The following is a 22,215-nucleotide window of genomic DNA, read 5'->3' on the forward strand; positions in this document are numbered from 1 at the left end:
CGTCACCGAAAGCCCTTGGTGCTCCGGCGAGTCGAGGCGACCGATGGTCTCGACCGACACACAGATCACAGCCGTCTTCGTCGTTCTCGCGGTCGTCCTCTGGTACGTGACGACGGGACTGACCGACAGCACGATCGCAGCGCTCGCCGTCCTCATCGGCGTCGGACTCGTCCTCCCGCTCGGGATCAGGAGCTGGCGACACCGATCCGGGGCCGCCTGACCGCCCGGCTCAGACCGCGTCCAGCCCTGCCTCCGCCACGGTTATGTCCTCCTCGACGCCCCCGCCGCTGACGCCGATCGCCCCGATCGGTTCCGCTCCGTCCCCTCGATCGGAACGCCGCCGCCGAAGACGACGATCCGGCCGTCGTTGGTCGCCTCGATCCCGTAGAGCTCCTCGCCCGGCTGGGCGAGCTCTCCGAGTTCCTCCGTAGACATCTTCATCGCGAGCGCAGTGTACGCCTTGTCACGGGCGATGTCGACGCTCGCGAGCAGCGCGTCGTCCATCGGTGGAACGCGACCGGGTTCGCCCCGGCGTCGACCACCGCGATACACATCGGGACGCCGATCTCATCGGCTCTCCCCTCCGCGGCCGTCACCATGCCTTTCGCGACCCCGAGTGTCACTCGATCCATGGGCCACTCACGTCACACCTCGCGATAGGTGTCGGCGTGGTTGACAGACGGTTTCGCCGAGAAGTAACCGATCGCGACCGACCGCCGCGAGAGCGGCTACTGGTCGCCGTCGTCGTCCTCTTCGCCGACGTCCTCGAAGTCGGCGTCGACGTACTCGCCGTCGCTGCCGGGTCCGGCCCCGGCATCGGGGCCAGCGCTGGCACCGGCACCCGGCCCGCCGGCCATGTCCTCGGGGTCGAAGTCCGCACCCGCGCCGCCGGCGCCCGCGGCCTGCTGGGCGGCCTGTTGCTGGTACATCTGCTTGCCGATCTCGGAGAGCGCCGTGCTCAGCTCCTCGGTCGCCTCCCGGAGCTCCTCGGTCTCACTCTCTTCGTCCTCAAGGACCGCTTCGAGGTCGTCCATCGCGGCCTCGATCTCCTCTGCGAGCTCGTCGTCGACGTTCTCCTCGTTCTCCTCGAGCAGCGTGCCCGCACGGGTGAGCGCCGACTCGGCGTCGTTGCGCGCCTCGATCCGTTCGCGGCGCTCTCTGTCCTCCTCGGCGTACTGCTCTGCGTCCTCCTGCATCCGCTCGATCTCCTCGTCCGAGAGCCCCGCGCCGCCCTCGATCGTGATCTCCTCGCTGGAGCCGGTGCCCTTGTCCTCGGCGGCGACGTTCACGATCCCGTTCTCGTCGATGTTGAACGTCACCTCGATCTGCGGCGTTCCGGCCGGCGCCGGCGGGATACCGCTCAGCATGAACTCGCCGAGCAGTTCGTTCTCCTCGGCGATCTCGCGCTCGCCCTGGAACACCCGCACCTGCACCGAGGTCTGGTTCGCCGCCGCGGTCGTGAAGATCTTCGACTCCTCCGTCGGTATGGTCGTGTTCTTCTCGATCAGCCGCTCGAAGAGCCCGCCTTTGACCTCGATGCCGAGGCTCAGGGGAGTGACGTCGAGCAGGACGATGTCGTCGACCTCCCCACCCAGAACGCCGGCCTGGATCGCCGCGCCGAGCGCGACGACCTCGTCGGGGTTGACGTTCTTCTTCGGCTCCGAACCGACGAGCTCCTCGACCTGCTCCGAGACCTGCGGCATCCGGGTCGACCCACCGACGAGGATCACCTCGTCAATCTCGCCCGCGTCGTAGCCGGCGTCGGAGAGCGCCTGCTCGGTCGGCCCGACGGTCCGCTCGATCAGGTCGGAGGTGAGCGACTCGAACTTCGCGCGGGTGAGACTCTCCTCTAAGTGAACGGGTCCGGAGTCCGTCGCCGTGATAAAGGGTAGGTTGATGTCGGTCTCCTTTCGACTGCTGAGTTCGATCTTCGCCTCCTCGGCGGCCTCGGTCAGTCGCTGGAGCGCCTGGCGGTCCTCGCGGAGGTCGATCCCGTGGTCCTTCTGGAACTCCTCGGCGAGGTGGTCGATGATCGCTCGGTCCCAGTCGTCCCCGCCGAGGTCGTTGTCGCCGTTCGTCGCGACGACCTCGTAGACGCCGCCGCCGAGGTCCAGCACCGAGACGTCGAAGGTGCCCCCGCCGAGGTCGTAGACGAGCACCGTCTGGTCCGAGTCGTCGTCGAGCCCGTAGGCCATCGACGCGGCGGTCGGCTCGTTGACGATGCGTTCGACCTCGAAGCCGGCGATCTCGCCGGCGTCCTTCGTCGCCTGGCGCTGCCGGTCGTTGAAGTACGCCGGGACGGTGATCACCGCCTTCTCGACTTCGTCGCCGAGATACTCCTCGGCGTCGCGCTTGAGTTTGCCGAGGATCATCGCCGAGATCTGCTCGGGCGTGTACTCCTCGCCCTCGACCTCGACGGTGTAGTCCTCCTCGCCCATGTGACGCTTGATCGATCGGATCGTGCGCTCGGGGTTCTGGACCGCCTGGTTCTTCGCCGGTCGACCGACGAGCCGCTCGTCGTCGTCGGTGAACGCGACGACCGAGGGCGTCGTCCGGTCGCCCTCGGCGTTGACGATGATCTCGGGGTCGCCGCCTTCCATCACCGCCATCGCGCTGTTCGTCGTCCCCAGGTCGATTCCGAGGATCTTGTTACTCGCCATTTGCCGTTAGATTGCGCGTTCGGTCGGTTAAACCTTGCTACATCGGTCGCCCGACGCTCCGATACACCCCGGCGCCCGCTATCGGTTTTCGGGCTCGAAGACGCGAGAGACGGGAACCTATATCACGGCCCGCAATCAGCCGGTTTCCTCGCCGTCGCTCACCGTCACCTGCGCCGCCCGGAGCACCTTCTCGCCCATCTCGTAGCCGGGGGTGTAGAGCTCCTCGACGGTCCCCTCGGGTCGGTCGCTCTCGACTCGCATCATCACCTCGTGACGCTGCGGGTCGACCTCGGTACCCGGTTCGGGTTCGATCGCCCGGACGTTCTCCTCCTCCAGCACGCGGTCGAACTCCGAGAGCGTCGACTCGACGCCGGGGCGGATGTCGGCCTCCTCGTCCTGTGAGAGGGCTCGAACCAGGTTGTCCCGGACGCCGACGAGCCGGCTCACGAGGTCCTCGGTCGCCGTCTCGCGGAGCTGGTCCTCCTGGCGCTGTCGCCGCTTCTTGTAGTTCTGGAAGTCGGCCTGTACCCGCCGGAGACTCGATTCGAGCTCCTCGATTCGCTCCTCGCGCTCGGCGAGGTCGGCTTCGAGGTCGTCGATCCGCTCCTCGCGATCGATCAGTTCCGCCTCCAGTTCGTCGACCCGCTCCGACGACGCCGGATCCTCCTCCGTGCCGACCGTCTCTCCCTCGCTCACCTCTCCCTGGTTCGATTCCGCCTCGATTCCGACCTCCCCGTCACCCTCTCGCTCCTCGGTTCCCGTGGCGTCGTCCTCGGCGACTTCGGACGGGGTCGCGTCGTGCTCGTCGGTCATACCGGTTCCTACCGCCTGCGCGCTTTAATGCTTGTAGAATCGGATCCGGCGACCGCGATTAATAATAGTCAATAGACGGTTATCACAATCTAGCAAGTGCCGCTTCATATTACACAACTCCGGGTCGGGTGCTAACAGGCTTTTTACGCCCTCTCGACCTGCATCGGGACGCAATGTGTCACTGCTTCGAGTCCGTCGAGGGGATGAGCGATGACGAACGCGCCGAGGTGCGCGCCGAACACACCGACGAGGAGCTGCGAGCCGAGTGTACGGACGAAGAGCTCGAACTGCTCGGCGTCGCGGCGTAGGGTTCACTCGACGAACCGATCGGTCACCACTCGACCGGATCGGAGCCTCCGTGCTCAGTGCGGGAGACGTGACCGGCAAGGTCTTAACGTTCTTAGCCTCGGCACCCTATCCACCCGCAATGGCGCTCACCCTCGACTACGAGAGCGGGACGATCCGGGTCGAGGGCGAAGGTGAGATCCTCGACTCGGTGCCGTTCGTCGAGACCGACGACCGCTCGCTCACCGGTAGAGCGCCGGCCTTCCGCTACGCCGACCTGTGTAGCTACCTCGATCGAGAGGGAATCCGCTACGAGGACCGCGTCCTCGAAACCCGTCCGCTTTCTGGGCTCGCCTCCTCGTACGACCTTCGCCCGTATCAGCGCGAGGCGCTCGCCGACTGGCGGGAGAACGACGACCGGGGCGTGATCGAACTCCCGACCGGGAGCGGGAAGACGGTCATCGCGATCGCCGCGATCGAGTCGCTCTCGACCCCGACACTCGTCGTCGTCCCGACGCTCGACCTGCTCTCGCAGTGGCACGAGGTCCTCGGTACCGAATTCGACGTCCCGATCGGGCAGTTCGGCGGCGGCCTGCAGGACGAGACGGCGATCACGGTCTCGACGTACGACTCGGCCTACCTCAAAGCCGACTCGGTGGGCGACCGCTTCGGGCTGGTGATCTTCGACGAGGTCCACCACCTGGGAGGTGAGGGATACCGGCAGGTCGCACGTCTGCTCGCCGCACCGGCTCGAATGGGGCTCACCGCGACGTTCGAGCGGCCTGACGGCGCCCACGAGACGATCGAGGAGCTCGTCGGTCCGGTCGTCCACCGGCTCTCGGCCGAGGACCTCGCGGGCGAGCACCTCGCACCGTACGACGTGAAGCGGATCGAGGTCGAGCTGACGGAGGAGGAACGGGCCGCCTACGAGCGCGAGCAGTCGACGTTCGTCGAGTATCTCAGGACCGCGAACGTCCGGATGACTCGCGGAAGCGATTATCAGGAACTCGTCAAGCGCTCCGGGAACGACCCGAGAGCCCGGGAGGCGCTGCTCGCGAAGCAGCGAGCCCGGGACCTGATGATGAACAGCGAGGCGAAAGTCGATCTCCTGGGGGAGCTGCTGGACCGCCACCGCGAGGACCGGGTGATAGTCTTCACCGCGCACAACGACCTCGTCTACCGGCTTTCGGAGGCGTTTCTGATCCCCGCGATCACCCACCGGACGGGAACGAGAGAGCGCCGCGAGATCCTCGAACGCTTCCGTGAGGGCACCTACTCGCGTATCGTCGCCTCGAACGTGCTGGACGAGGGCGTCGACGTCCCGGACGCGAACGTCGCGGTCGTGCTCTCGGGCAGCGGGAGCGAACGGGAGTTCACCCAGCGACTCGGCCGGGTCCTCCGGCCGAAAGACGACGGCGGCCGGGCGATACTCTACGAGGTCGTGAGCAGGGAGACGGCGGAGGAGAACGTCGCGGCGCGCAGACGGTGACGTCGCGGCCGGCGGTCGGGGGAAGGCACTCGGTACCGGCTCCCATCGCCGTTTTATCACCTCGCGGATGTTCAGTACGCCGTGATGGAGTCGGACCCGTTCGGCCGGGCGCTCCGCGATCACCACCTCGGGGGACGCGAGGACCCGCTCGTCGACCGTGACGGCGATCGAACCCGAGAGCAACCGATCGAGCGGTGGTACTTCGACGAGTTCGACGGCGACCCGTTCCTCGAACGGTGGCTCGACGGGCCGCTGCTCGACATGGGTGCGGGCGTCGGGAGACAGACGCTCTACTTCCAGGAACGGTTCGAGACGGTCGCGATCGAGGTGGGCCAGCGCCTCGTCGACACGATGCACGAACGGGGCGTCGAGGACGCCCGCCTCGCGGACATGTTCGCGCTACGCGAGACGTTCGAGCGCGATCGGTTCCGATCGGCGCTCGCGATCGGTACGCAGGTCTGCCTCGCGGGGTCGATGAGTGGGTTGAGACGGTTTCTCGCCGACCTCGCACACGTGACGACGCCCGACGCGACGGCGGTGATCGACAGCTACGACCCGACGCTCGCGGCGACGGCGGAGACGTTCGGCTACCGCGCGGACCCTGCACCCGGCCTCGCCCACCGTATCTACCACTGCGAGTACGGGGAGTGGGTGGGTGAGACGCTCCTCTTTCGGGGCTTCAGCCCCGACAGACTCCGCGAGGCCGCGATCGGAACGGACTGGCGCGTCGCCGAGGTGAACCCACATCCGCCGGAAGAGCCCGTCCAGTTCCGGGCGGCGTTAGTCAAGCGATAGCCGCTTCCGAGAGCACCCCCTTTCCGATCTCGGCCCTACCCGATCATCCGCTCCTCGCCCTCCCAGTACTCCTGTCTGAGTTCGTACTTCTGGATCTTTCCGGTCGCGGTCTCGGGGAGGTCGGAGACGAACTCGACGCTCGAGGGGACCTTGTACCGGGCCAGTCGCTCGCGCAGGAACGACAGTATCTCGTCGCCGCTCGGCTCGGCACCCTCGCGCGGGACGACCAGCGCCTTCGGCGTCTCGCCCCACTCCTCGCTCGGAACGGGGATCACCGCGGCCTTCGCCACGTCCGGGTGGTCGTAGAGCTGATCCTCGACCTCGATACTCGAGATGTTCTCCCCACCCGAGATGATGATGTCCTTCTCCCTGTCCTGGATCGTCACCATCCCGTGGGGGTCGATCGTCGCGAGGTCGCCGGTGTGGAAGTACCCAGAGACCTTCGCCGAGAACGCCTCCTCGGTCGCCTCGGGCTTTCCCAGGTACCGGTCCATCACCTGGTTCCCCCGGACGACGATCTCGCCGATCGTCTGGTCGTCCCGCGGGACGTCCCGACCCTCGTCGTCGACGACGCGGATCTCGGTTCCGAGTACGGCGGCGCCCTGTTTCGGCTTGATCTCGAACGGGTCGCCCGCGCCGAGGCGTCTGGGGGCGTTACTCGTCGCGATCAGCGGTGCGGTCTCGGTCAGCCCGTAGAGGTGTAGCAGCCGCCATCCGAACTCCTCCTCGACCGCGCGGATCGTCGCCACCGGCGGTGCGCTCCCGGCGGTCGTGATCCGCACCTCGCGATCGCCGGTCGTCTCCAATTCGGTCGCCTCGTGGTGGTCGATCAGCCGGTTCAACACCGTGGGCGCGCCACAGAGGTACGAGACGTCGTACTCTCCGATCCGCCGGAACGTCTCGCCCGGGTCGAACGCCCGCTGACAGACGTGCGTGCCCCCGATCCCCGTCACGGCGTAGGTGTGGCCCCAGCCGTTGCAGTGGAACATCGGCAGCGTCCAGAGGTAGGTGTCGTCGTCGCGAAGCTCCATGTGCGCGGTGACGAGCATCGCGTGGTAGTGTTCCGTTCTATGGGTCCTCACCACACCCTTCGGGTCGCCGGTCGTCCCGGAGGTGTAGTTGATCGTCGCGTCGTCGTCCTCGGCGATCTCCGGCCGTTCGGGTGCCTCGGAGGATGCCTCCGCGAGCGCCTCCTCGTAGTCTTCCCACTCGCCGTCGATCTCGGCCGCCCGGTAGCCGAGGACCGTCTCCGTCGGGACGTCGTCTCTCACCGCCTCGACCTTCCCCGCGAGTTCGTGGTCCGCGATCACCGCGACCGCCTCGCTGTCGCGCAGGATGTAGCCGTAGTCCTCGGGCGTGAGTCGGTAGTTCATCGGAACGTTCACCGTCCCTACGAGGTTCGTCGCGAACAGCGTCTCCAGGAAGTAGTGGGTGTTCGTCGCGAGAAGCGCGACCCGATCGCCCGGGGAGACGCCCCGTTCGGCCAGCGCGTTCGCTAGCCGGTGGACTCGCTCCGCGAACTCGCCGTAGGTGTACTCGGTGCCGTCGTCGGCGATCACTCCCACCGCGTCGCCGTAGCGATCCACCGCCCGGTCGAAGAACTCGAGCGTCGTCAGTGGAACGTTCATGATCGTTTCTACTGTCACATCGACACACCGCCACAAAATACCTGCTGTCGGGGTGTTTTTCACTCCCCCCTGCGAACCACGAGCGATGCTCAGGAAGGAGCACCTCCGCGTCTCGCGGGCGGGCGGGGGATACCACCTCCAGTTCGCCGGCCGCGAGCACCGCCCGCTCGCCGCGCGCGTGATCGGCACCTTCCAGGGCCACGTCGGCCAGCCACGCGAACGGCTGGAGGAGGCGCTGGCCGAGCGCGAGGCCGGGGCGGAGGACTTCAAACTCGTCCGCGGGCTGGCGGCACTACTCGAACGCGAGTGTACGTTCGAGACCCGCGCGCCCATCGACCCCGAGCGCGCCCGCAGGGTGGCGTTCGAGGAGGCGGAAGTCGTCGGCGTCGCGAGCGACCGCGAACGGGACGAAGCGCTCTCGCGAGCGGGCGAGCGGCTTCGAGCCGACCCCGACGAAGTCTCGGAGTCGCTCTACGCCGACCTGGAGGGCCGGCAGGTTCTCACGGAGATCGGCGACCGGTACGACCCGGACTCGCTCCTCGCGCAGTACGACCTCTCGCTCGCCCAGACCGCGCTCTTCGACGCGACGGAGGTCCGCGTGCGGTCGTCCGATCCCCGGACGCTCGTCTCGGCCGCCAAGCGCCTCGGCCTGCTCTACGAGGTCGAGCGAACCCCCGATGGCCGCGAACTCGTTCTGACCGGCCCGGACACCGTCTTCGGGGCGACCCGACGGTACGGCACCCGGTTCGCCCGGCTCCTCCGGAGCGTCGCGAGTACCGAGAAGTGGTCGCTCACGGCGACGGTCGACGACTACGGGACCGAGCGGACGCTCGAACTCTCCGAGGAGGACCTGCGGGTTCCGGAGGCAGAGCCAGTGACGGAAGTCTCCTACGACAGCGCGGTCGAGGCGGAGTTCGCGACGCGTTTCTCGGCGCTCGACCTCGACTGGGAGCTGATCCGCGAGCCGGAACCGCTCGAGACCGGCGCGAGCGTGATGATCCCGGACTTCGCGTTCGACTACCGCTTTTCGAGCCTCAGAGTGTTCTTCGAGATCATGGGTTTCTGGACCCCGGAGTACGTCGAGAAGAAACTCGGCCAGCTCGAGGACGTCGAGGAGGTCGACCTGATCGTCGCCTACGACGCCTCGCTCGGCGTCGGCGACGAGCTGGGAGAACGGGACGTTCGGGCGATCCCGTACACCGGCCGCATCCGGGTGAAGGACGTTCGGGACGCCCTTCGGACCTACGAGCGCGACCTCGAAGCCGAGAGCGCGGCCGCCCTCCCGGAGTCGCTCGCGCCCGAGGAGGACGTCCTCCCGATCGCCGACCTCGCCGACAGCCTCGGCGTGAGCGAGCGCGCTCTCTCCCCGGTCTCGTTTCCCGAGCACGAGTGCGTCGGCCGGACGCTCGTTCGACCGGCGGTCCTCGACCGGATCGACGCGGAGATCGAGGGCGGCGAGTCGCTCTCTGCCGTCGAAGAGGTCCTGAAATCACACGACGTGAGCGAGACGAGCGCCGTGCTCTCGCGGCTCGGCTACCGGATCGCCTGGCAGGGTCTCGGCTCGGGGACGCTCGAACCAGTTGAATAAGCAATAAAAACCTTTTTATTAACACAGGGTATTGGTTGGATTACTTCCCGATCCTGTTCCCCTCCCCACCCCCGGGATCCGGGAAGTGACGTTTTCGAGACCGCTACTCCCACTGTCGACCCTTGGGTACGACGGATCTGAGTTCGCCGTGGAGGTAGAGTCCGACGCCGAGCGGTTCGAGCGCGCCGGCGAGGTCGTGAGCGGCGATCAGGTAGCCCCAGTCGCCGTCCCACTCCACGCGCTGGTCGTGTCCCCGGACGAACGCGCTGGCCTCGCTCTCGCCGAGTTCGATCACGTTCTCCGTCGCTGCGCCGCCGAAGCGAAGCGCGGCGCTCGTCGTGGGTTTCCAGTGTTCCTGTCTGGTGCGAAGGAGCGTGATCCCGAGCGCTTCGATCTCCATCTCGGAATCGGCCTCCCCCGCGTACGCCCAGAGCTTCCCCGCGCCCTTCTCCCAGAACGTGTGGCCCTCGAAGGTCTCGGGGGGGATCCCGAAGCGCTCGTCGAAGTACGCGAGCACCTCCTCGCGCGTCGGCCTCCCGGGAACGACCCGCTCCGCGCCCGTGACCGGGAGCCGGTCGAACCGCTCGCCCACGTTCTCCTGTCTCCCGTCCCGGTCGCCCCCGTTTCGGTCGTCGCTCACGCGTCCACCTCCAGTTTCGCACAGAAGAAGCCCCCCGTGTCGTTCTGATGGGGGTAGAACCGTTTGGCGTGCTCGACCGAGGGGTCGTACTCCTCGTCGCGCCACTCGTGGACACCGGGGTCGTGTGCGAGGGCGGTCTCGTAGGGGACGACCGAGCAGTCCTCGGTGGCGAGGACGTGATCGAGCACCGCCTCGTTCTCCTCGGGTGCGAAGGTACAGGTCGAGTAGACGACTGAGCCTCCGTCTCTCGTGGCTTGCACCGCCCGTCGGAGCACTCCCTTCTGGATCCCCGCGACGCTCTCGACGTGACCGAGCGACCACTCGTCGGCCACGTCCGGGTTCTTCCGGATCGTCCCCTCGCAGGAACAGGGAGCGTCGACGAGCGCCCGGTCGAACGCCTCGAACGGGAACGGTCGGAGCGAGTAGTTGCGCGCGTCGGCGCAGGTCACCGCGAGGTTCGTCACCCCGAGTCGTTCGGCGTTGTGCCGCAGCGCCGAGAGCCGTCCCAGGTTCTGGTCGTTCGCGACGACGGTTCCCGTGTCGGCCATCAGCGCCGAGAGCTGTGTCGCCTTCCCACCGGGCGCCGCACAGGCGTCCCAGACCCGCTCTCCCTCCTCGGGCTCGAGGACCGCCGCCGGCAGCGAGGAGACCTCCTCCTGACCGTGGAGCCAGCCGTGGTAGTACGGCCAGGTCCGCCCCGGCTTTTCGACACCGAGTTCGAGGACCCGGTCGTTCCACGACCGGCGCTCGAACTCGATCCCGGCCTCCTCGAGCGCCCGAAGCGCCCGTTCGACGCTCGCTCGGATCGTGTTGACCCGAACGACGGTGGGCAGCGGCTCGGAGCAGGCCGCGACGAACGCCTCGTGGTCGTCGACGAGCGGTTCGTACCGGTCGAGGAACTCCATCGGCGGAGAGAGCGTCCGTCCCCGCTTGTGGATTTCGACTCGCGCCGCCGTCGTTTATGTGGCCGGACTGCGTAGCCTTGTCATGGCACGCATCACCGTCCGCGACGACTCGGACTCGGCGTCGGTATCGGGAGCGACCCTGATCGAGGGGCTGCCCGGCGTCGGTCTCGTGGGAAAGATCGCCACGGACCACGCCATCCAGGCCCTCGACATGCGCTACTACGCGAGCGTCCACTGCGATGGGCTCCCTCGGATCGGGGTCTATCACAGCGAGGAGGACGAGGTGAAGCCCCCCGTGCGGATCTACGCCGACGTCGAGACCGACCTGCTGGCGCTCCAGAGCGACGTCCCCGTCTCCGGGTCGGGCGCACCCCAGTTCGCCCAGTGTATCTCGGGCTGGCTCGCCGAACACGACGTGACCCCGATCTACCTGAGCGGCCGCCCGGCCGAGCGCGACGGTGCGCCCGAACTCTACGGCGTTTCTACGGGAGGGGGATCGGAACTGCTCGACGAGGCGGGGATCGTCCCTCCGCGGGAGTCGGGGTTCGTGAGCGGGCCGACCGGCGCGCTGCTCGCCCGGGCGGCCGAGACCGACCTCACCGGCGTCGGGCTGATCGTCGAGAGCGACCCGAAGTTCCCCGACCCCGAGGCCGCCCGGATCCTCCTCGACAGCGGCATCGGCCCGATCACCGGTGTCGACGTGGACACGAGCGACCTCGTCGAGCGCGCCGAGGAGATCCGCGAGGGCCGGGAACAGCTCGCGAGACGGCTCCAGGAGGTCGACGACGACGAGCGCACCGAAGCCCGCCCGCTCGGGATGTACCAGTAGCTCCGGTCTGGCCGTCCCGGTCCGTCCGCGGCATCGACACCGCTAAGCCCGTGCTGTTTGTAGAACAGTACAGACACCATGTCCTCGTCGTGCCCGGCGGTGACCGGCTGAGTGGATCCGAGAGCCCGATTGCTCTCCGCGATCACGAACCGGAGCCGCACCGTCATCGCGGTCGTGCTCGTCCTCACGCTCGTCCTCTCGGGGGGTCTCGGCGCGATCGACGACGCCGCCTCGCTCGACCAGTTCGAGACCGAGAGCGCGGAGGCCGACGAGCTCGACTACATCACCGACCGCTTCGGCGACGGGGAGAACACGACGAGCGTCCAGGTGGTCGTGCGGGACGAGAACGTGCTCTCGCGCGACTCGCTGCTCGAGTCACTCCGGTTCCAGGAGGACCTCCGTGGTAACGAGACGGTGAACGGGACGCTCGCCGAGGATCCGTTCGGCGACCTCGCACTGACCGTCGCCAGAACGGCGATCATCGAGGAGGAGGCCGACGCGCTCGAGGAAGAGGCCGACGACCTCGAAGCACGCGCCGACGAACTCGAGGCGGAGGCCGACGACCTGGAAGAACGCGGCGAGGAACTCGAGGAGCGCGGCGACGACCTGGAAGAACGTGGCGAGGAACTGGAGGAGCGCGGCGACGAGCTCGAAGAACGTGGCGAGGAGCTCGAAGCGCGTGGCGAGGAACTCGAGGCGGACGCCGAGGAGCTCGAAGCACGCGAGGCCGACCTCGAAGAACGTGGCGAGGAGATCGAAGCCGACGCGGCCGAACTCGAGACGCGTCAGGAGCAACTCGAGTCCGACGCCGCCGACCTCGAAGAACGCCGGGAAGCCCTCGAATCCGACGCCGCCGACCTCGAAGCGGAGGGAGAGGCGATCGACGAGCGTCGGGCGGAGCTCGAAGCGCGTCAGGAACAACTCGAAGCCGACGCGGCCGACCTCGAAGCACGCGAGGAGGCGCTCGAGGAGGACTGGGCCGACTACGAACGACGTGCACAGGAGCCGGACGCCGACGAGGAAGCACTCGCCGCCGAGGAGGAGGAGCTCGAAGAGCGTCGGGCGGTGCTCGAAGCCGACGCGGCGGCGCTCCAGGAACGGGAAGAAGCCCTCGGGGAGGACTGGGCCGAGTTCGAATCGGACGCGGCGGAACTCGAAGAGCGCCAGGCGGATCTCGAGGAACGTAGCGAGGAGCTCGAAGCGGACGGCGAGGCGCTTGAAGAACGACAGGAGGAACTAGAGGCCGACGGGGCGGAGCTCGAAGCGCGACAGGAGCAGCTCGAGTCGGACGCTGCGGACCTCGAATCGGACGCTGTGGACCTCGAAGCTCGCGCCGACGAACTGGAGGAGGAGCGTGAGGAGCTGGAGCGGGAGGCCGACGAGCTGGAGGAGGAGGTCGACGAACTCGAAGCGGAGGCCGACGAGCTGGAGGAGGAGGTCGACGAACTCGAAGCGGAGGCCGACGAGATCGAGGAGGAGGCCGACCGGCTCGAGGAGGAAGCCGACGAACTGGAGGCGGAAGGTGAGGCGCTGGAGGACGAAGCCGACGCGCTCGAAGACGAGGCCGACGACCTCTCGGACCTCGATCCGTCCCTGGAAGAACGGATCGAACAGCTGGAGTCGATGACCGACCAGGAGGTCGAGGACGTCGTCGCGGACTTGCTCGACGAGGACGCCGACGACGGGTTGTTCGTCTTCCTCCCGACGGCGTTCGAGCCGGGCTCGACCGAGGCGGACGCCCGGATGTTGTTCGTCACGCAGCTCTCGGAGGAGGAGGTCGTCGAGGGCGAGGCGCCCGACCGGATCGTCGACTCGCAGCTCGCGGTCGCCGACCTCGCCGACGACCGGTTCGACGACGCGGTTGTGCTCGGCTCCGGGATCATCTCCGACGAGATCGACCGCTCGCTCGACGACAGCCTGCTGATCGTGCTGCCGCTCGCGCTGGTGTTCGTCGCGGTCGTGCTCTCGGTCGCCTACCGCGACCCGTTCGACATCCTCCTGGGGATGTTCGGCGTCGTCGTCGTCCTCGTCTGGACGTTCGGGTTCATGGGCTGGATCGGCATCGACTTCAACATGGTGATGGTCGCGGTCCCCGTGCTGCTCATCGGGCTCTCGATCGACTACGCGATCCACGTCTTCATGCGCCACCGCGAGCAGCGGGCGAGCGACGGAGGTTCGACGAGACGGGCGATGGCGGTCGCGCTCTCGGGGCTCGGGCTGGCGCTCGTCTGGGTGACCGCGACGGCCGTGATCGGCTTCCTCTCGAACCTCGTCAGCCCCGTCGGGCCGATCCGTGAATTCGGCGTCGTCAGCGCGTTCGGCATCGCCTCGGCGCTCGTCGTCTTCGGGGTGTTGCTCCCGGCGACGAAGCTCGAACTCGACGCGATGCTGGAGCGGAGGGGGATCGACCGCGAGAAGCGGGCGTTCGGGACCGGCGGTGGCCGGTTCAGCACGTTCCTCTCCGGCGGCCAGCGGATCGCTCGGCGTGCGCCCTGGGTGGTCGTCCTCGTCGCGCTCCTCCTGACGGTGGGCGGGGCGGCCGGCGCGACGCAGGTCGACACGACGTTCGAGCAGGAGGACTTCATCGCGGACGACCCGCCGGAGTGGGCGAGCGCGCTTCCCGGCCCGTTCGCGCCCGGCGACTACTCCGCGAAGAGCACGCTAGAGTACGTCGACGAGTACTTCGTCCGCGGTGACTCGCAGGCACAGCTCCTCGTCAGGGGCGAGCTGACCGACGACGACACGCTCACCCGGATCGACGCCGCGGAGCGAGAGGCGGGGAACGCGGACGTGACGGTGACGCTCGCGAGCGGCGGCGCGGACGTCGACGGGCCGGTCTCGGCCATGGAGGACGTCGCCGACGAGGACGACGCGTTCAACGAGACGTTCGCGGGTGCGGATACGACCGGCGACGGCGTCCCCGACTCCGACGTCGAGAGCGTCTACGACGCCTTCTTCGAGGCCGACAGCGACCGGGCGGCGGACGTGCTACACCGCACCGACGAGGGCGAGGTCGAGTCGGCACGGATCGTCGTCTCGGTCCGCGGCGACGCACCCTCCGGCGAGGTGACCGAGGAGATGCGTGCGGTCGCGGCGTCGCTCGACGGCGACGGCCTGGTCGCGAGCGCGACCGGCCAGGTGATCGTCTTCCACGTCGTTGAGCAGGAGCTCTTCTCGACGGTGATCGAGAGCCTGCTCGTGACGCTCGTCGCCGTCTTCGCCTTCCTGATGGCGGGGTACCGCTGGCTCCACGGCAGCGCGACGCTCGGGGCGATCACGCTCGCGCCGATCGTCTTCTCAGTGGCTTGGATCCTCGGATCGATGTACCTCCTGGGGATCTCGTTCAACGTGATGACCGGGCTCATCACCAGCCTCACCGTCGGGCTGGGCGTGGCGTACAACATCCACATGACCGAACGCTACATGCTCGAACGCGGCCGGGGAGCGGACACCTGGGAGGCGCTCTCTCGAGCCGTCACCGGGACGGGTGGGGCACTCCTGGGGAGCGCGGCGACCACCGTCGGTGGGTTCGGGGTGCTCGTCTTCGCCATCCTCCCGCCGCTCCAGCAGTTCGGCCTCATCACTGGCCTGACCATCGTCTACGCGTTCTTCGGGAGCGTCTTCGTCCTCCCGAGTTTCCTCGCGCTCTGGACGCGCTATCTCGCGCCCGAGGGGGTTTCGGTTCCGACGCTATCGGTGGGTACCCGGGAGGCCGCAGGCGATAACGACTGATACGGACCGCTGTACCCGTGTACCGCTCGGACCGGGAGGCGGGCACCGATCCGACCGGTACAGACTACGACGATCCGTATTATCGGTCTCCGGTACCGGCTCGACCTCCGCGAACCGAACGGTTCAATCGCCTGCCGACCGATAGCGACGAGGGTGAAGAGGATCGGACTCTCCGCGGTCGACGGGGCGGGCAAGACCACGGCGACGAGGGCCGTCGAACGACGACTCGGAGACGACGGCGAGAGGATCGAGACGCTTCACTGGCCGAACGACTCGCTGGTCGTGCTCCTGCCTCGAAAATCGGGACGACTCGCCTCCCGGGTCGCGGCCACCGTCGGAAACGACCGCCTCCGCTCCGAGGTGGCCCGGACCACGGTTCCCGGGAACGGCGGAGGGAGGTCCGGCGAGCGAGCCGTGGTCGCTCGACTCCGCGGGGCCGTCTTCGCCTCGCTGCTCGTGCTCGCGTTCTGTCTCGTCCTCGTGAACGAACGGGTGATGCGGGTCACCCTCCCCCTCCGGTACCCCGTCGCCGACCGGATCGTCCTCGACCGCTCCGCGTTCGACGACCTGGTCCATCTCGAGTACCTCGGGCTACCCGCTTCGCTCGTCGACCGCGGGATCGCGGCGATCGACACGACGGGGATCTCCCTGATCGACGTCCCGCCGGCGGTCGCGATGGCCCGGGACTCGGGAGTGGACGGTTCCGATCACCCCCCGTCCTACTACCCGGAGAAGGCGCCCTCTACCGGCGGTACGCCGATCGTCACGGGATCGCCCGACTCGACGGGACGGACGAGGTCGACGTGCTGTGTGGGTGGATCGTTCGCGGGAGCCCGTAACCCCTTCGACGGGTCCGGTTCGCCGTTCGGTGGCCCTCTGCAGAACGGCGTCGGCCCGTCATCTCCACGGACGCCAGACCTCCCCGTGCTCGCGACCACGGGCGTCCGTGGACGACGAACCCCGCACAGTTATCGGGCTCCCACGCGCTCGGTAGCCCATGACGGAGTTCTCACGGCGCGTCGAGGCGGTGTCGATCAGCGGCATCCGCGAGGTGTTCGAGGCGGCGGGCGCCGACGCGATCAACCTCGGGATCGGCCAGCCCGACTTCCCCACGCCCGAGCACGCCCGCGAGGCCGCCCTCGCCGCGATCCGGGAGGGAAAGACCGACGGCTACACCTCGAACAAAGGTACCAGAGAGCTTCGCGAGGCGATCAGTTCCCGGTACCGGGCCGACTGGGACCTGACCGTGGACCCGGGCGATATCATCGCGACCGCGGGCGGGAGCGAGGCGCTCCACATCGCCCTGGAGGCACACGTCGATCCGGGTGAAGAAGTGCTCTTTCCCGACCCGGGGTTCGTCTCCTACGACGCGCTCACCCGGATCGCCGACGGGGTGCCGAAGCCGCTCCCGCTACGCGAGGACCTCACGCTCGACCCCGAGGTGGTGGAGGAGGCGATCACCGACGAAACGGCGGCGTTCGTCGTCAACAGCCCCTCGAACCCGACTGGTGCGGTGCAGTCGACCGATGACATGCGCGAGTTCGCCCGGATCGCCGACGAGCACGACGTCCTCTGTATCTCCGACGAGGTGTACGAACGCATCGTCTTCGAGGGCGAACACCGCTCGCCGCTTTCGTTCGCAGAGAGCGACAACGTCGTCGTCGTGAGCGCCTGCTCGAAGACCTACTCGATGACCGGTTGGCGACTCGGCTGGGTCACCGCGAGCACGCGACGGATCGAGCGGATGCTCAGGGTCCACCAGTACGTCCAGGCGTGTGCGAGCGCGCCGGCGCAGTACGCCGCCGAGGGCGCTCTGCGGGGGCCACAGGACGTCGTCCGCGAGATGCGCGAGACGTTCGAAGAGCGCCGGGACCTCGTCCTCGACGGACTGACCGACGCCGGCCTGGAGACGCCCACGCCGCAGGGCGCGTTCTACGCGATGCCGAAGGTCCCCGAGGGCTGGGTCGCCGAGGTGCTCTCGCGCGGGGTGATCGTCGTCCCCGGCGAGGCGTTCGGCGCGAACGGCGCGGGCCACGCCCGGCTCTCCTACGCCACGGGCACCGAGGAGCTGAAGGAGGCGCTCTCGATCATCCACGAGGCGACGCGGGCCGTCCGATAGCGCCCCGGTACGTGCAAGCCTCTTCACTCATCCGGGCTCCTCCCTGCACCGGACGATTCGCACCTCGGTTACGCCATCGAAATCGCCGTCGGCGCCGACGAGCAGCGCCGCGTCGACCTGCTCGGCGGTCGCGATCGCGAACGCGTTTCCGAGCGCGGGGCCGTACCCGAGGACGTACTCGGCTGCGCTCTGCCACACTCCGTCGGTTCCGACGGATCGGATCCCGATGTCGAACAGCCAGCTGACGTACCGATCGGCGTCCGCCCCGCCGTACACCCGTGCGATCACGTACCGGATCTCGGCGAGGTTCACCTGACTGACGAACCCGGAGACCTCGCCCTCGCTCACGGCGTCCAGATAGGCGTCGACGGTCTCCGCACCCGGTTCGTTCGTGGCGTGTGCGACGATCGGCTCCGTATCGAACACGACACGGTCGGGAAGCGACGTCACCGCCGTTCCCGCCGTCGACGTCGCCGGCGACTCCGCGACCGGTTCGGACGACGCCATCACTCCCCGCCGCTCTCCTCGCCGATCCGATCGACGAGGGTCGTCCGGTCGTCTTTCTCCTCGGCTCGGAGGTCGCGCAGAACCTCGCTGGCGGGTCTCTCGTCGGCCTCCTCTCCCGAAGGGTTCAAACGCTCGCGTATCTCTGCCGCCGACGGAACCGCCTCGACGATCACCTCTCCCCCGGCGGTCTCGCGGAACGCGACACGTCCGGGCGACTCGATACCGAGCCGCTCGCGGAACCGCTTCGGGATCGTCGCCTGCCCGTGTTTCGAGAGCGAAACGACCTCTCGGTCGTCAGTGTGACCCGCACTCGTCTCTGAGCTACTCATATCTAGTAGTAGTCTACAGTTCAGAAAAGTCCTGTGGTCAGAGATAATCGAGATCCCAGGTCGCCGATCGGATCTCCACAACTTATAGGCGTAGCCCGCGCCGAGAGGTCTCATGACCGACGATTGCTCGTTTCTCTCCGGTCTCGGCATCGCGGGCGAGGTCTCCTTCGAGGCGACCCGCCGCGAGGAGCGCGCTGCCGACTGGGGTGCCGAACGCCGCGGCGGCGCACGGACGCCGGACGCGGTCGTCTGGCCGGAGAGCACGGAGGACGTCTCGCTCTTGCTGGCCGCCGCGACCGACCACGGGGTCCCCGTCACGCCGTACGCCGCTGGCACGGGGCTGGAGGGCAACGCCGTCCCCGCCCACGGCGGGATCAGCCTCGACCTGACCCGGATGAACGCGATCCCCGACTACAGACCCGAGGACCTCCAGATCGACGTCGGGCCAGGGGTCTTCGGCTCCGCGGTCGACGAACACGTCGCCCGTGATGGCCTCTTCTTCCCGCCACTTCCCTCTTCGGGGGAGATATCGACGATCGGCGGGATGATCGCGACCGACGCGAGCGGGATGCAGACGGTCAAGTACGGCGAGGTGGGCGACTGGACGCTGCGGGTAGAGGCGGTGATCGCCGACGGGAGCGTCCTCTCCTGTGGCTCGCGGGCGAAGAAGACCTCGAGCGGCTACAACCTCAAAGAGCTCCTGATCGGGAGCGAGGGCACCCTCGGCGTGATCACCGAGGCGACGCTTCGACTCGCCGGCCGGCCCGAACAGATTAAGGGGGGAAGAGCGGTCTTCGGGTCGCTCGATAGCGCGACGGAGGCGATCACCGACGCGATCCAGTCGGGCGTCGACGTGGCGAAGATCGAACTGCTCGATTCGCTCACCGCCCGGATGGCCAACGCCCACCTCGACGTCGACCTCCCGGAACGCCCGCTCGTCTTCCTCGAGTTCCACGCGAACCACGGGATCGACCGGGAGATCGACTTCTGTCGCACGGTCTTCGAGTCCCACGGCGTCGAACGCTTCGAGATCGCGGAGAGCGATGCGGAGATGGACGACCTCTGGCGCGCCCGAAAGGAACTCGCCTACGCCGAGTCGAACTACCGGGAGGAGCTGGAGCCGATCCACCCCGGCGACATCACGGTCCCGATCAGCAGGTATCCCGAGATCGTCCGCTACGCGTCGGAGCTGGGCAGGGAACAGGACCTCCTCGTGCCGTGTTTCGGCCACGCGGGCGACGGTAACCTCCACTACACCGTCCTCGCCGACTTCGACGACCCCGAGCATCTCGCGCGCTGCGAGGAGGTCTACGAGCGGGTCGTCCGCCGTGCGATCGAACTGGGTGGAACGGCGACGGGCGAACACGGCATCGGCCAGGGGAAACAGAAGTACCTCGAACCGGAACACGGGCCGGCGACCGTCGAGACGATGCGCGCGATCAAGCGGGCACTCGACCCGACGGACACGTTGAACCCCGGGAAGGTCTTCCCCGAAACCGAAGGTGGGGGGCGTCTGCTCCAGTGAGTGATCCGTCGCGGTCGGGAGACCCGACCGCGCCTCGCCAGAGGAGCGGAGAACGGTAGGCCAGGGGCGGGGGCGCACAGAGGCACCTGACACGACCGAACCCCCGGGCTTGGCCTCCGTTCGAAGGCTCGGACCTGACCGACCTATACCTACGCCCTGATAGCTGTCTCACTCCGTGGGACACCGGCGGACGAGCGAGGAAACCGACCGACACCGGCTCCCGTAGCCCGATCGCGTCCCTATTGTGGCCCACGCGTCCATCGAGAGGGGTACGGCAGACCGGTCGGTCCACGGCTCGCCCCGACGCGCGCTCGCCGCCGCCACGGTCGGCTTCGCGGGCGTCGTCTACGGGCCCGCCGTGACCGAGTTCGAGCCCGCTCGGTTCGCGGAACTGACGACGCCGCCGGTGCTCCTCACCGGCACCGAGAACGGCCAGTGGGCGAAGGATTCGACCGACCCGCTCGACGACGCGCTCCCGAACAGCCGCGTCGTCACCTTCGACGGCCACGGACACGCCGCGATGCTCACCGCGCCGGATCGCTTCAGCGACGAGGTGCCCGCGTTCGTCCGCGAGACGCACTGAGGGGACAGCGATCGTTCCCTTCCCGAAATTCGATGGGCCCGGTCTAGCGAGCACTCGGTTCGTTCGTCGCTAGAGAGCGCCTCTCTCGAGAGGCGTACCGAACCGGACTGACCCGCAGCCCTCGAGTGACTCCTCGATCGACGGCACTCTGTGCCCCCGCTCGAGGGGTGAATCGGTGGACGGGGAAACCGTCGACCCCGTCGAGGTCGACGCCGCTCAGTTCGCGGTCCCGGTCGGGTCCGCCTCGGCCGGCGCGTACTCCCTGGCGTATCGGCCGGCGAACGGGAGCTCGTATTCCTCCCCGGAGTACGCCTTGTACATCAGGAAGACCCAGACGACGACTCCGAACGGTGTGAGGAGGAAGAACCCGAGCCCGAGTACGAGGGCGATCAGCCACCCCACGATCGGGATGAAGGCGAAGAACGTGGTCGCGAACGTGACGAGGACACCGAGGACGAACAGCCCGCCGAAGACGACCGTGCTCTGGGCGGCGTGGAACCGGACGAACTCGTTGTCCTCCTCCAGGAGGTAGAACAGGACCCCGGTCACGGGACCGAGCAGGTAGCTCAGTGCCCCGGCGACGTTCTCGTCCAACCCCGTTTGCGTCTCCTCACCGGTCGAAACCGCTCGTTCTCCGTCCTCCCCACCGGCCGTGGCGCCGTCGGTCACCGTCGTCTCGTCCGGAGCCACCCGCTCGGCCGTGTCCTCCGCGTCGTCTCGATCTGTCGCCATCGTATCCCCTCGTCTACACGGACACATATGAAACACACCCCTCTCGGACCGTACTGCCCCGAACGAGACGAGGAAACGCGATCTCGATACGGACCTCTCGTCACGGAGTTCCGGGATCGCGGATGGCGAGGACGGACCGACGGCTGAAACCACTCGGACCGAGTGTGGCGGCGTCCGATCGGTCGGTCCACCGGTGTATCGGTCGAGAAGGGAAGTCCCACGACTCCGACCGCCCCCTCAGAACTCGAGTGACTCTTGGATCGGCGGGACGCCCTGTGCGACGACCGTCTCGCCGGCGATGTACGACGACGCGGGGCTCGCGAGGAACTGGACGACGTCGGCGATCTCCTCGCTCGTTCCGATCCGCCGGTCGACCTCCTCCCTGTCCACCGCCTCCGCGCTCACGCCCATCTGCGCCTCGACGCCGGGCGTGGCGACGAACCCCGGCGCGACGCAGTTCACCCGCACGCCCCGGTTCGCCCACTCGTAGCCGAGCGTCGCGGTCAGGTTGCTCACCGCCGCCTTCGCCGCGCCGTAGTGGCTCATGTACGGCGCGCCGCGCTCGCCCGCGACCGACGAGACGTTCACGACCGTTCCGCCGTCGTCCATCGCCTCGCCCGCGAGCTGGGTGCAGTGGTAAGTCCCGTGGAGGTTGATGTCGACGATCGTCTTCCAGCCGTTCTCACTCATGTCCGAGAAGGGGGCCATGAAGCTCGCACCGGCGTTGTTCACCAGACAGTCGAGCCCGCCGAACTCCTCCACAGTGGCGTCGACGAACTCGCCGACCGCCTCCCGGTCGGTGACGTCGCACTCGACCGCGAGCGCCGATCCAGGTACCGCACTCGCCTCGATCCCATCGGCGACCGGATCGACGTTCCCCTGCTCGCGCGAGCAGACCACCACGTCCGCGCCGTCGGCGGCGAAGCGTTCGGCGATCGACTTCCCGATCCCGCTGGACGCGCCGGTGACGATCGCCCGCTGTTCCGCCACGCTGAATCCGTCGGTGGGCATGGTCCGACGTGGGGCGAACGCGTGATAACCGTGTGCAAACCCCTC

The 22,215-nt window shown here is 68.0% G+C and carries 20 protein-coding genes and 1 pseudogene; 10 read left to right on the top strand and 11 right to left on the bottom strand.

The window, feature by feature from the left end:
• Positions 1 to 43 precede the first annotated feature (43 nt).
• Entirely contained in the window at positions 44 to 220 is a 177-nt protein-coding gene (locus V2L32_RS09835; RefSeq protein WP_331236316.1) for a hypothetical protein, read from the top strand.
• 9 nt (positions 221 to 229) lie between these two features.
• Here V2L32_RS09835 and V2L32_RS21140 read toward each other — a convergent pair.
• The 3 genes and pseudogenes from V2L32_RS21140 to V2L32_RS09850 all read right to left on the bottom strand — a co-directional run bounded on the left by V2L32_RS21140 (position 230) and on the right by V2L32_RS09850 (position 3,473).
• A pseudogene (locus V2L32_RS21140) lies at positions 230 to 632 on the bottom strand (GlcG/HbpS family heme-binding protein).
• A 96-nt stretch (positions 633 to 728) separates the two neighbouring features.
• On the bottom strand, positions 729 to 2,660 hold the full coding sequence (gene dnaK, locus V2L32_RS09845) for a molecular chaperone DnaK (RefSeq protein ID WP_331236318.1): 1,932 nt from the start codon (positions 2,658 to 2,660) through the stop codon (positions 729 to 731).
• A gap of 135 nt (positions 2,661 to 2,795) precedes the next feature.
• Complete coding sequence (locus tag V2L32_RS09850; RefSeq protein WP_331236319.1) at positions 2,796 to 3,473, bottom strand: nucleotide exchange factor GrpE; 678 nt, start codon at positions 3,471 to 3,473, stop codon at positions 2,796 to 2,798.
• A gap of 173 nt (positions 3,474 to 3,646) precedes the next feature.
• Between V2L32_RS09850 and V2L32_RS09855 the strand changes: the two genes are divergently transcribed.
• From V2L32_RS09855 to V2L32_RS09865, 3 genes are all read left to right on the top strand, one after another.
• A complete protein-coding gene (locus V2L32_RS09855; RefSeq protein ID WP_331236320.1) occupies positions 3,647 to 3,781 on the top strand; it encodes a hypothetical protein in 135 nt (44 codons plus the stop codon).
• A gap of 119 nt (positions 3,782 to 3,900) precedes the next feature.
• Positions 3,901 to 5,247 (top strand): DEAD/DEAH box helicase family protein, encoded by a 1,347-nt coding sequence (locus V2L32_RS09860; RefSeq protein WP_331236321.1) that lies wholly within the window; start codon positions 3,901 to 3,903, stop codon positions 5,245 to 5,247.
• Between the two features lie 84 nt (positions 5,248 to 5,331).
• The gene (locus tag V2L32_RS09865) at positions 5,332 to 6,042 is read left to right on the top strand and encodes a class I SAM-dependent methyltransferase (protein WP_331236322.1); all 711 of its coding nucleotides are present in this window, start codon (positions 5,332 to 5,334) and stop codon (positions 6,040 to 6,042) included.
• Positions 6,043 to 6,077: 35 nt separating this feature from the next.
• Here V2L32_RS09865 and V2L32_RS09870 read toward each other — a convergent pair whose 3' ends face one another.
• Positions 6,078 to 7,670: a long-chain-fatty-acid--CoA ligase gene (locus tag V2L32_RS09870; RefSeq protein ID WP_331236323.1), complete on the bottom strand. Its 1,593-nt coding sequence runs from the start codon at positions 7,668 to 7,670 to the stop codon at positions 6,078 to 6,080.
• 85 nt (positions 7,671 to 7,755) lie between these two features.
• On the opposite strand from V2L32_RS09870, the gene V2L32_RS09875 reads away from it, so the two are divergent.
• Positions 7,756 to 9,258, top strand: a complete 1,503-nt coding sequence (locus tag V2L32_RS09875; RefSeq protein WP_331236324.1) for a DUF790 family protein — start codon at positions 7,756 to 7,758, stop codon at positions 9,256 to 9,258.
• Positions 9,259 to 9,361: 103 nt separating this feature from the next.
• Here V2L32_RS09875 and V2L32_RS09880 read toward each other — a convergent pair whose 3' ends face one another.
• Both V2L32_RS09880 and V2L32_RS09885 read right to left on the bottom strand, forming a co-directional pair.
• Positions 9,362 to 9,898 (bottom strand): DUF7122 family protein, encoded by a 537-nt coding sequence (locus V2L32_RS09880; protein ID WP_331236325.1) that lies wholly within the window; start codon positions 9,896 to 9,898, stop codon positions 9,362 to 9,364.
• On the bottom strand, positions 9,895 to 10,803 hold the full coding sequence (locus V2L32_RS09885) for an RsmB/NOP family class I SAM-dependent RNA methyltransferase (RefSeq protein WP_331236326.1): 909 nt from the start codon (positions 10,801 to 10,803) through the stop codon (positions 9,895 to 9,897). Before V2L32_RS09885 ends, V2L32_RS09880 begins: the two co-directional genes overlap by 4 nt.
• Before the next feature lie 82 nt (positions 10,804 to 10,885).
• Between V2L32_RS09885 and V2L32_RS09890 the strand changes: the two genes are divergently transcribed.
• Together V2L32_RS09890 and V2L32_RS09895 are read left to right on the top strand one after the other, a co-directional pair.
• Entirely contained in the window at positions 10,886 to 11,632 is a 747-nt protein-coding gene (locus V2L32_RS09890) for a proteasome assembly chaperone family protein (protein ID WP_331236327.1), read from the top strand.
• 111 nt (positions 11,633 to 11,743) lie between these two features.
• Entirely contained in the window at positions 11,744 to 15,364 is a 3,621-nt protein-coding gene (locus V2L32_RS09895) for an efflux RND transporter permease subunit (RefSeq protein ID WP_331236328.1), read from the top strand.
• A gap of 123 nt (positions 15,365 to 15,487) precedes the next feature.
• Here the strand turns inward: V2L32_RS09895 and V2L32_RS09900 are convergent, their stop codons facing one another.
• Complete coding sequence (locus tag V2L32_RS09900; RefSeq protein ID WP_331236329.1) at positions 15,488 to 15,940, bottom strand: hypothetical protein; 453 nt, start codon at positions 15,938 to 15,940, stop codon at positions 15,488 to 15,490.
• Positions 15,941 to 16,361: 421 nt separating this feature from the next.
• Between V2L32_RS09900 and V2L32_RS09905 the strand changes: the two genes are divergently transcribed.
• Positions 16,362 to 17,483, top strand: a complete 1,122-nt coding sequence (locus V2L32_RS09905) for a pyridoxal phosphate-dependent aminotransferase (RefSeq protein WP_331236330.1) — start codon at positions 16,362 to 16,364, stop codon at positions 17,481 to 17,483.
• 27 nt (positions 17,484 to 17,510) lie between these two features.
• On the opposite strand, the gene V2L32_RS09910 is transcribed toward V2L32_RS09905, so the two are convergent.
• Both V2L32_RS09910 and V2L32_RS09915 read right to left on the bottom strand, forming a co-directional pair.
• Entirely contained in the window at positions 17,511 to 17,990 is a 480-nt protein-coding gene (locus V2L32_RS09910) for a PIN domain-containing protein (RefSeq protein WP_331236331.1), read from the bottom strand.
• Positions 17,990 to 18,319 carry an AbrB/MazE/SpoVT family DNA-binding domain-containing protein gene (locus tag V2L32_RS09915; protein ID WP_331236332.1) on the bottom strand — a complete coding sequence of 110 codons (330 nt, stop codon included), beginning with the start codon at positions 18,317 to 18,319 and terminating at the stop codon, positions 17,990 to 17,992. The genes V2L32_RS09910 and V2L32_RS09915 overlap by 1 nt, the downstream gene beginning before the upstream one ends.
• A gap of 112 nt (positions 18,320 to 18,431) precedes the next feature.
• Between V2L32_RS09915 and V2L32_RS09920 the strand changes: the two genes are divergently transcribed.
• Positions 18,432 to 19,844 (top strand): FAD-binding oxidoreductase, encoded by a 1,413-nt coding sequence (locus V2L32_RS09920; protein WP_331236333.1) that lies wholly within the window; start codon positions 18,432 to 18,434, stop codon positions 19,842 to 19,844.
• Positions 19,845 to 20,088: 244 nt separating this feature from the next.
• On the top strand, positions 20,089 to 20,427 hold the full coding sequence (locus V2L32_RS09925; RefSeq protein WP_331236334.1) for an alpha/beta fold hydrolase: 339 nt from the start codon (positions 20,089 to 20,091) through the stop codon (positions 20,425 to 20,427).
• 216 nt (positions 20,428 to 20,643) lie between these two features.
• Here V2L32_RS09925 and V2L32_RS09930 read toward each other — a convergent pair whose 3' ends face one another.
• On the bottom strand, positions 20,644 to 21,159 hold the full coding sequence (locus V2L32_RS09930) for a DUF4870 domain-containing protein (protein WP_331236335.1): 516 nt from the start codon (positions 21,157 to 21,159) through the stop codon (positions 20,644 to 20,646).
• 237 nt (positions 21,160 to 21,396) lie between these two features.
• Complete coding sequence (locus tag V2L32_RS09935) at positions 21,397 to 22,170, bottom strand: SDR family NAD(P)-dependent oxidoreductase (RefSeq protein ID WP_331236336.1); 774 nt, start codon at positions 22,168 to 22,170, stop codon at positions 21,397 to 21,399.
• Positions 22,171 to 22,215 lie beyond the last annotated feature (45 nt).

The sequence above is a fragment of the Halalkalicoccus sp. CGA53 genome (assembly GCF_036429475.1).
GTDB lineage: Archaea > Halobacteriota > Halobacteria > Halobacteriales > Halalkalicoccaceae > Natronorarus > Natronorarus salvus.

Coding starts and splice junctions, on each gene's coding strand:
- V2L32_RS09835 (WP_331236316.1), top strand. CDS start 44: ATGGTCTCGACCGACACACAGATCACAGCCGTCTTCGTCGTTCTCGCG.
- dnaK (WP_331236318.1), bottom strand. CDS start 2,660: ATGGCGAGTAACAAGATCCTCGGAATCGACCTGGGGACGACGAACAGC.
- V2L32_RS09850 (WP_331236319.1), bottom strand. CDS start 3,473: ATGACCGACGAGCACGACGCGACCCCGTCCGAAGTCGCCGAGGACGAC.
- V2L32_RS09855 (WP_331236320.1), top strand. CDS start 3,647: ATGTGTCACTGCTTCGAGTCCGTCGAGGGGATGAGCGATGACGAACGC.
- V2L32_RS09860 (WP_331236321.1), top strand. CDS start 3,901: ATGGCGCTCACCCTCGACTACGAGAGCGGGACGATCCGGGTCGAGGGC.
- V2L32_RS09865 (WP_331236322.1), top strand. CDS start 5,332: ATGGAGTCGGACCCGTTCGGCCGGGCGCTCCGCGATCACCACCTCGGG.
- V2L32_RS09870 (WP_331236323.1), bottom strand. CDS start 7,670: ATGAACGTTCCACTGACGACGCTCGAGTTCTTCGACCGGGCGGTGGAT.
- V2L32_RS09875 (WP_331236324.1), top strand. CDS start 7,756: ATGCTCAGGAAGGAGCACCTCCGCGTCTCGCGGGCGGGCGGGGGATAC.
- V2L32_RS09885 (WP_331236326.1), bottom strand. CDS start 10,803: ATGGAGTTCCTCGACCGGTACGAACCGCTCGTCGACGACCACGAGGCG.
- V2L32_RS09890 (WP_331236327.1), top strand. CDS start 10,886: ATGGCACGCATCACCGTCCGCGACGACTCGGACTCGGCGTCGGTATCG.
- V2L32_RS09900 (WP_331236329.1), bottom strand. CDS start 15,940: ATGGACCAGGTCGTCGAACGCGGAGCGGTCGAGGACGATCCGGTCGGC.
- V2L32_RS09905 (WP_331236330.1), top strand. CDS start 16,362: ATGACGGAGTTCTCACGGCGCGTCGAGGCGGTGTCGATCAGCGGCATC.
- V2L32_RS09910 (WP_331236331.1), bottom strand. CDS start 17,990: ATGGCGTCGTCCGAACCGGTCGCGGAGTCGCCGGCGACGTCGACGGCG.
- V2L32_RS09915 (WP_331236332.1), bottom strand. CDS start 18,319: ATGAGTAGCTCAGAGACGAGTGCGGGTCACACTGACGACCGAGAGGTC.
- V2L32_RS09920 (WP_331236333.1), top strand. CDS start 18,432: ATGACCGACGATTGCTCGTTTCTCTCCGGTCTCGGCATCGCGGGCGAG.
- V2L32_RS09930 (WP_331236335.1), bottom strand. CDS start 21,159: ATGGCGACAGATCGAGACGACGCGGAGGACACGGCCGAGCGGGTGGCT.
- V2L32_RS09935 (WP_331236336.1), bottom strand. CDS start 22,170: ATGCCCACCGACGGATTCAGCGTGGCGGAACAGCGGGCGATCGTCACC.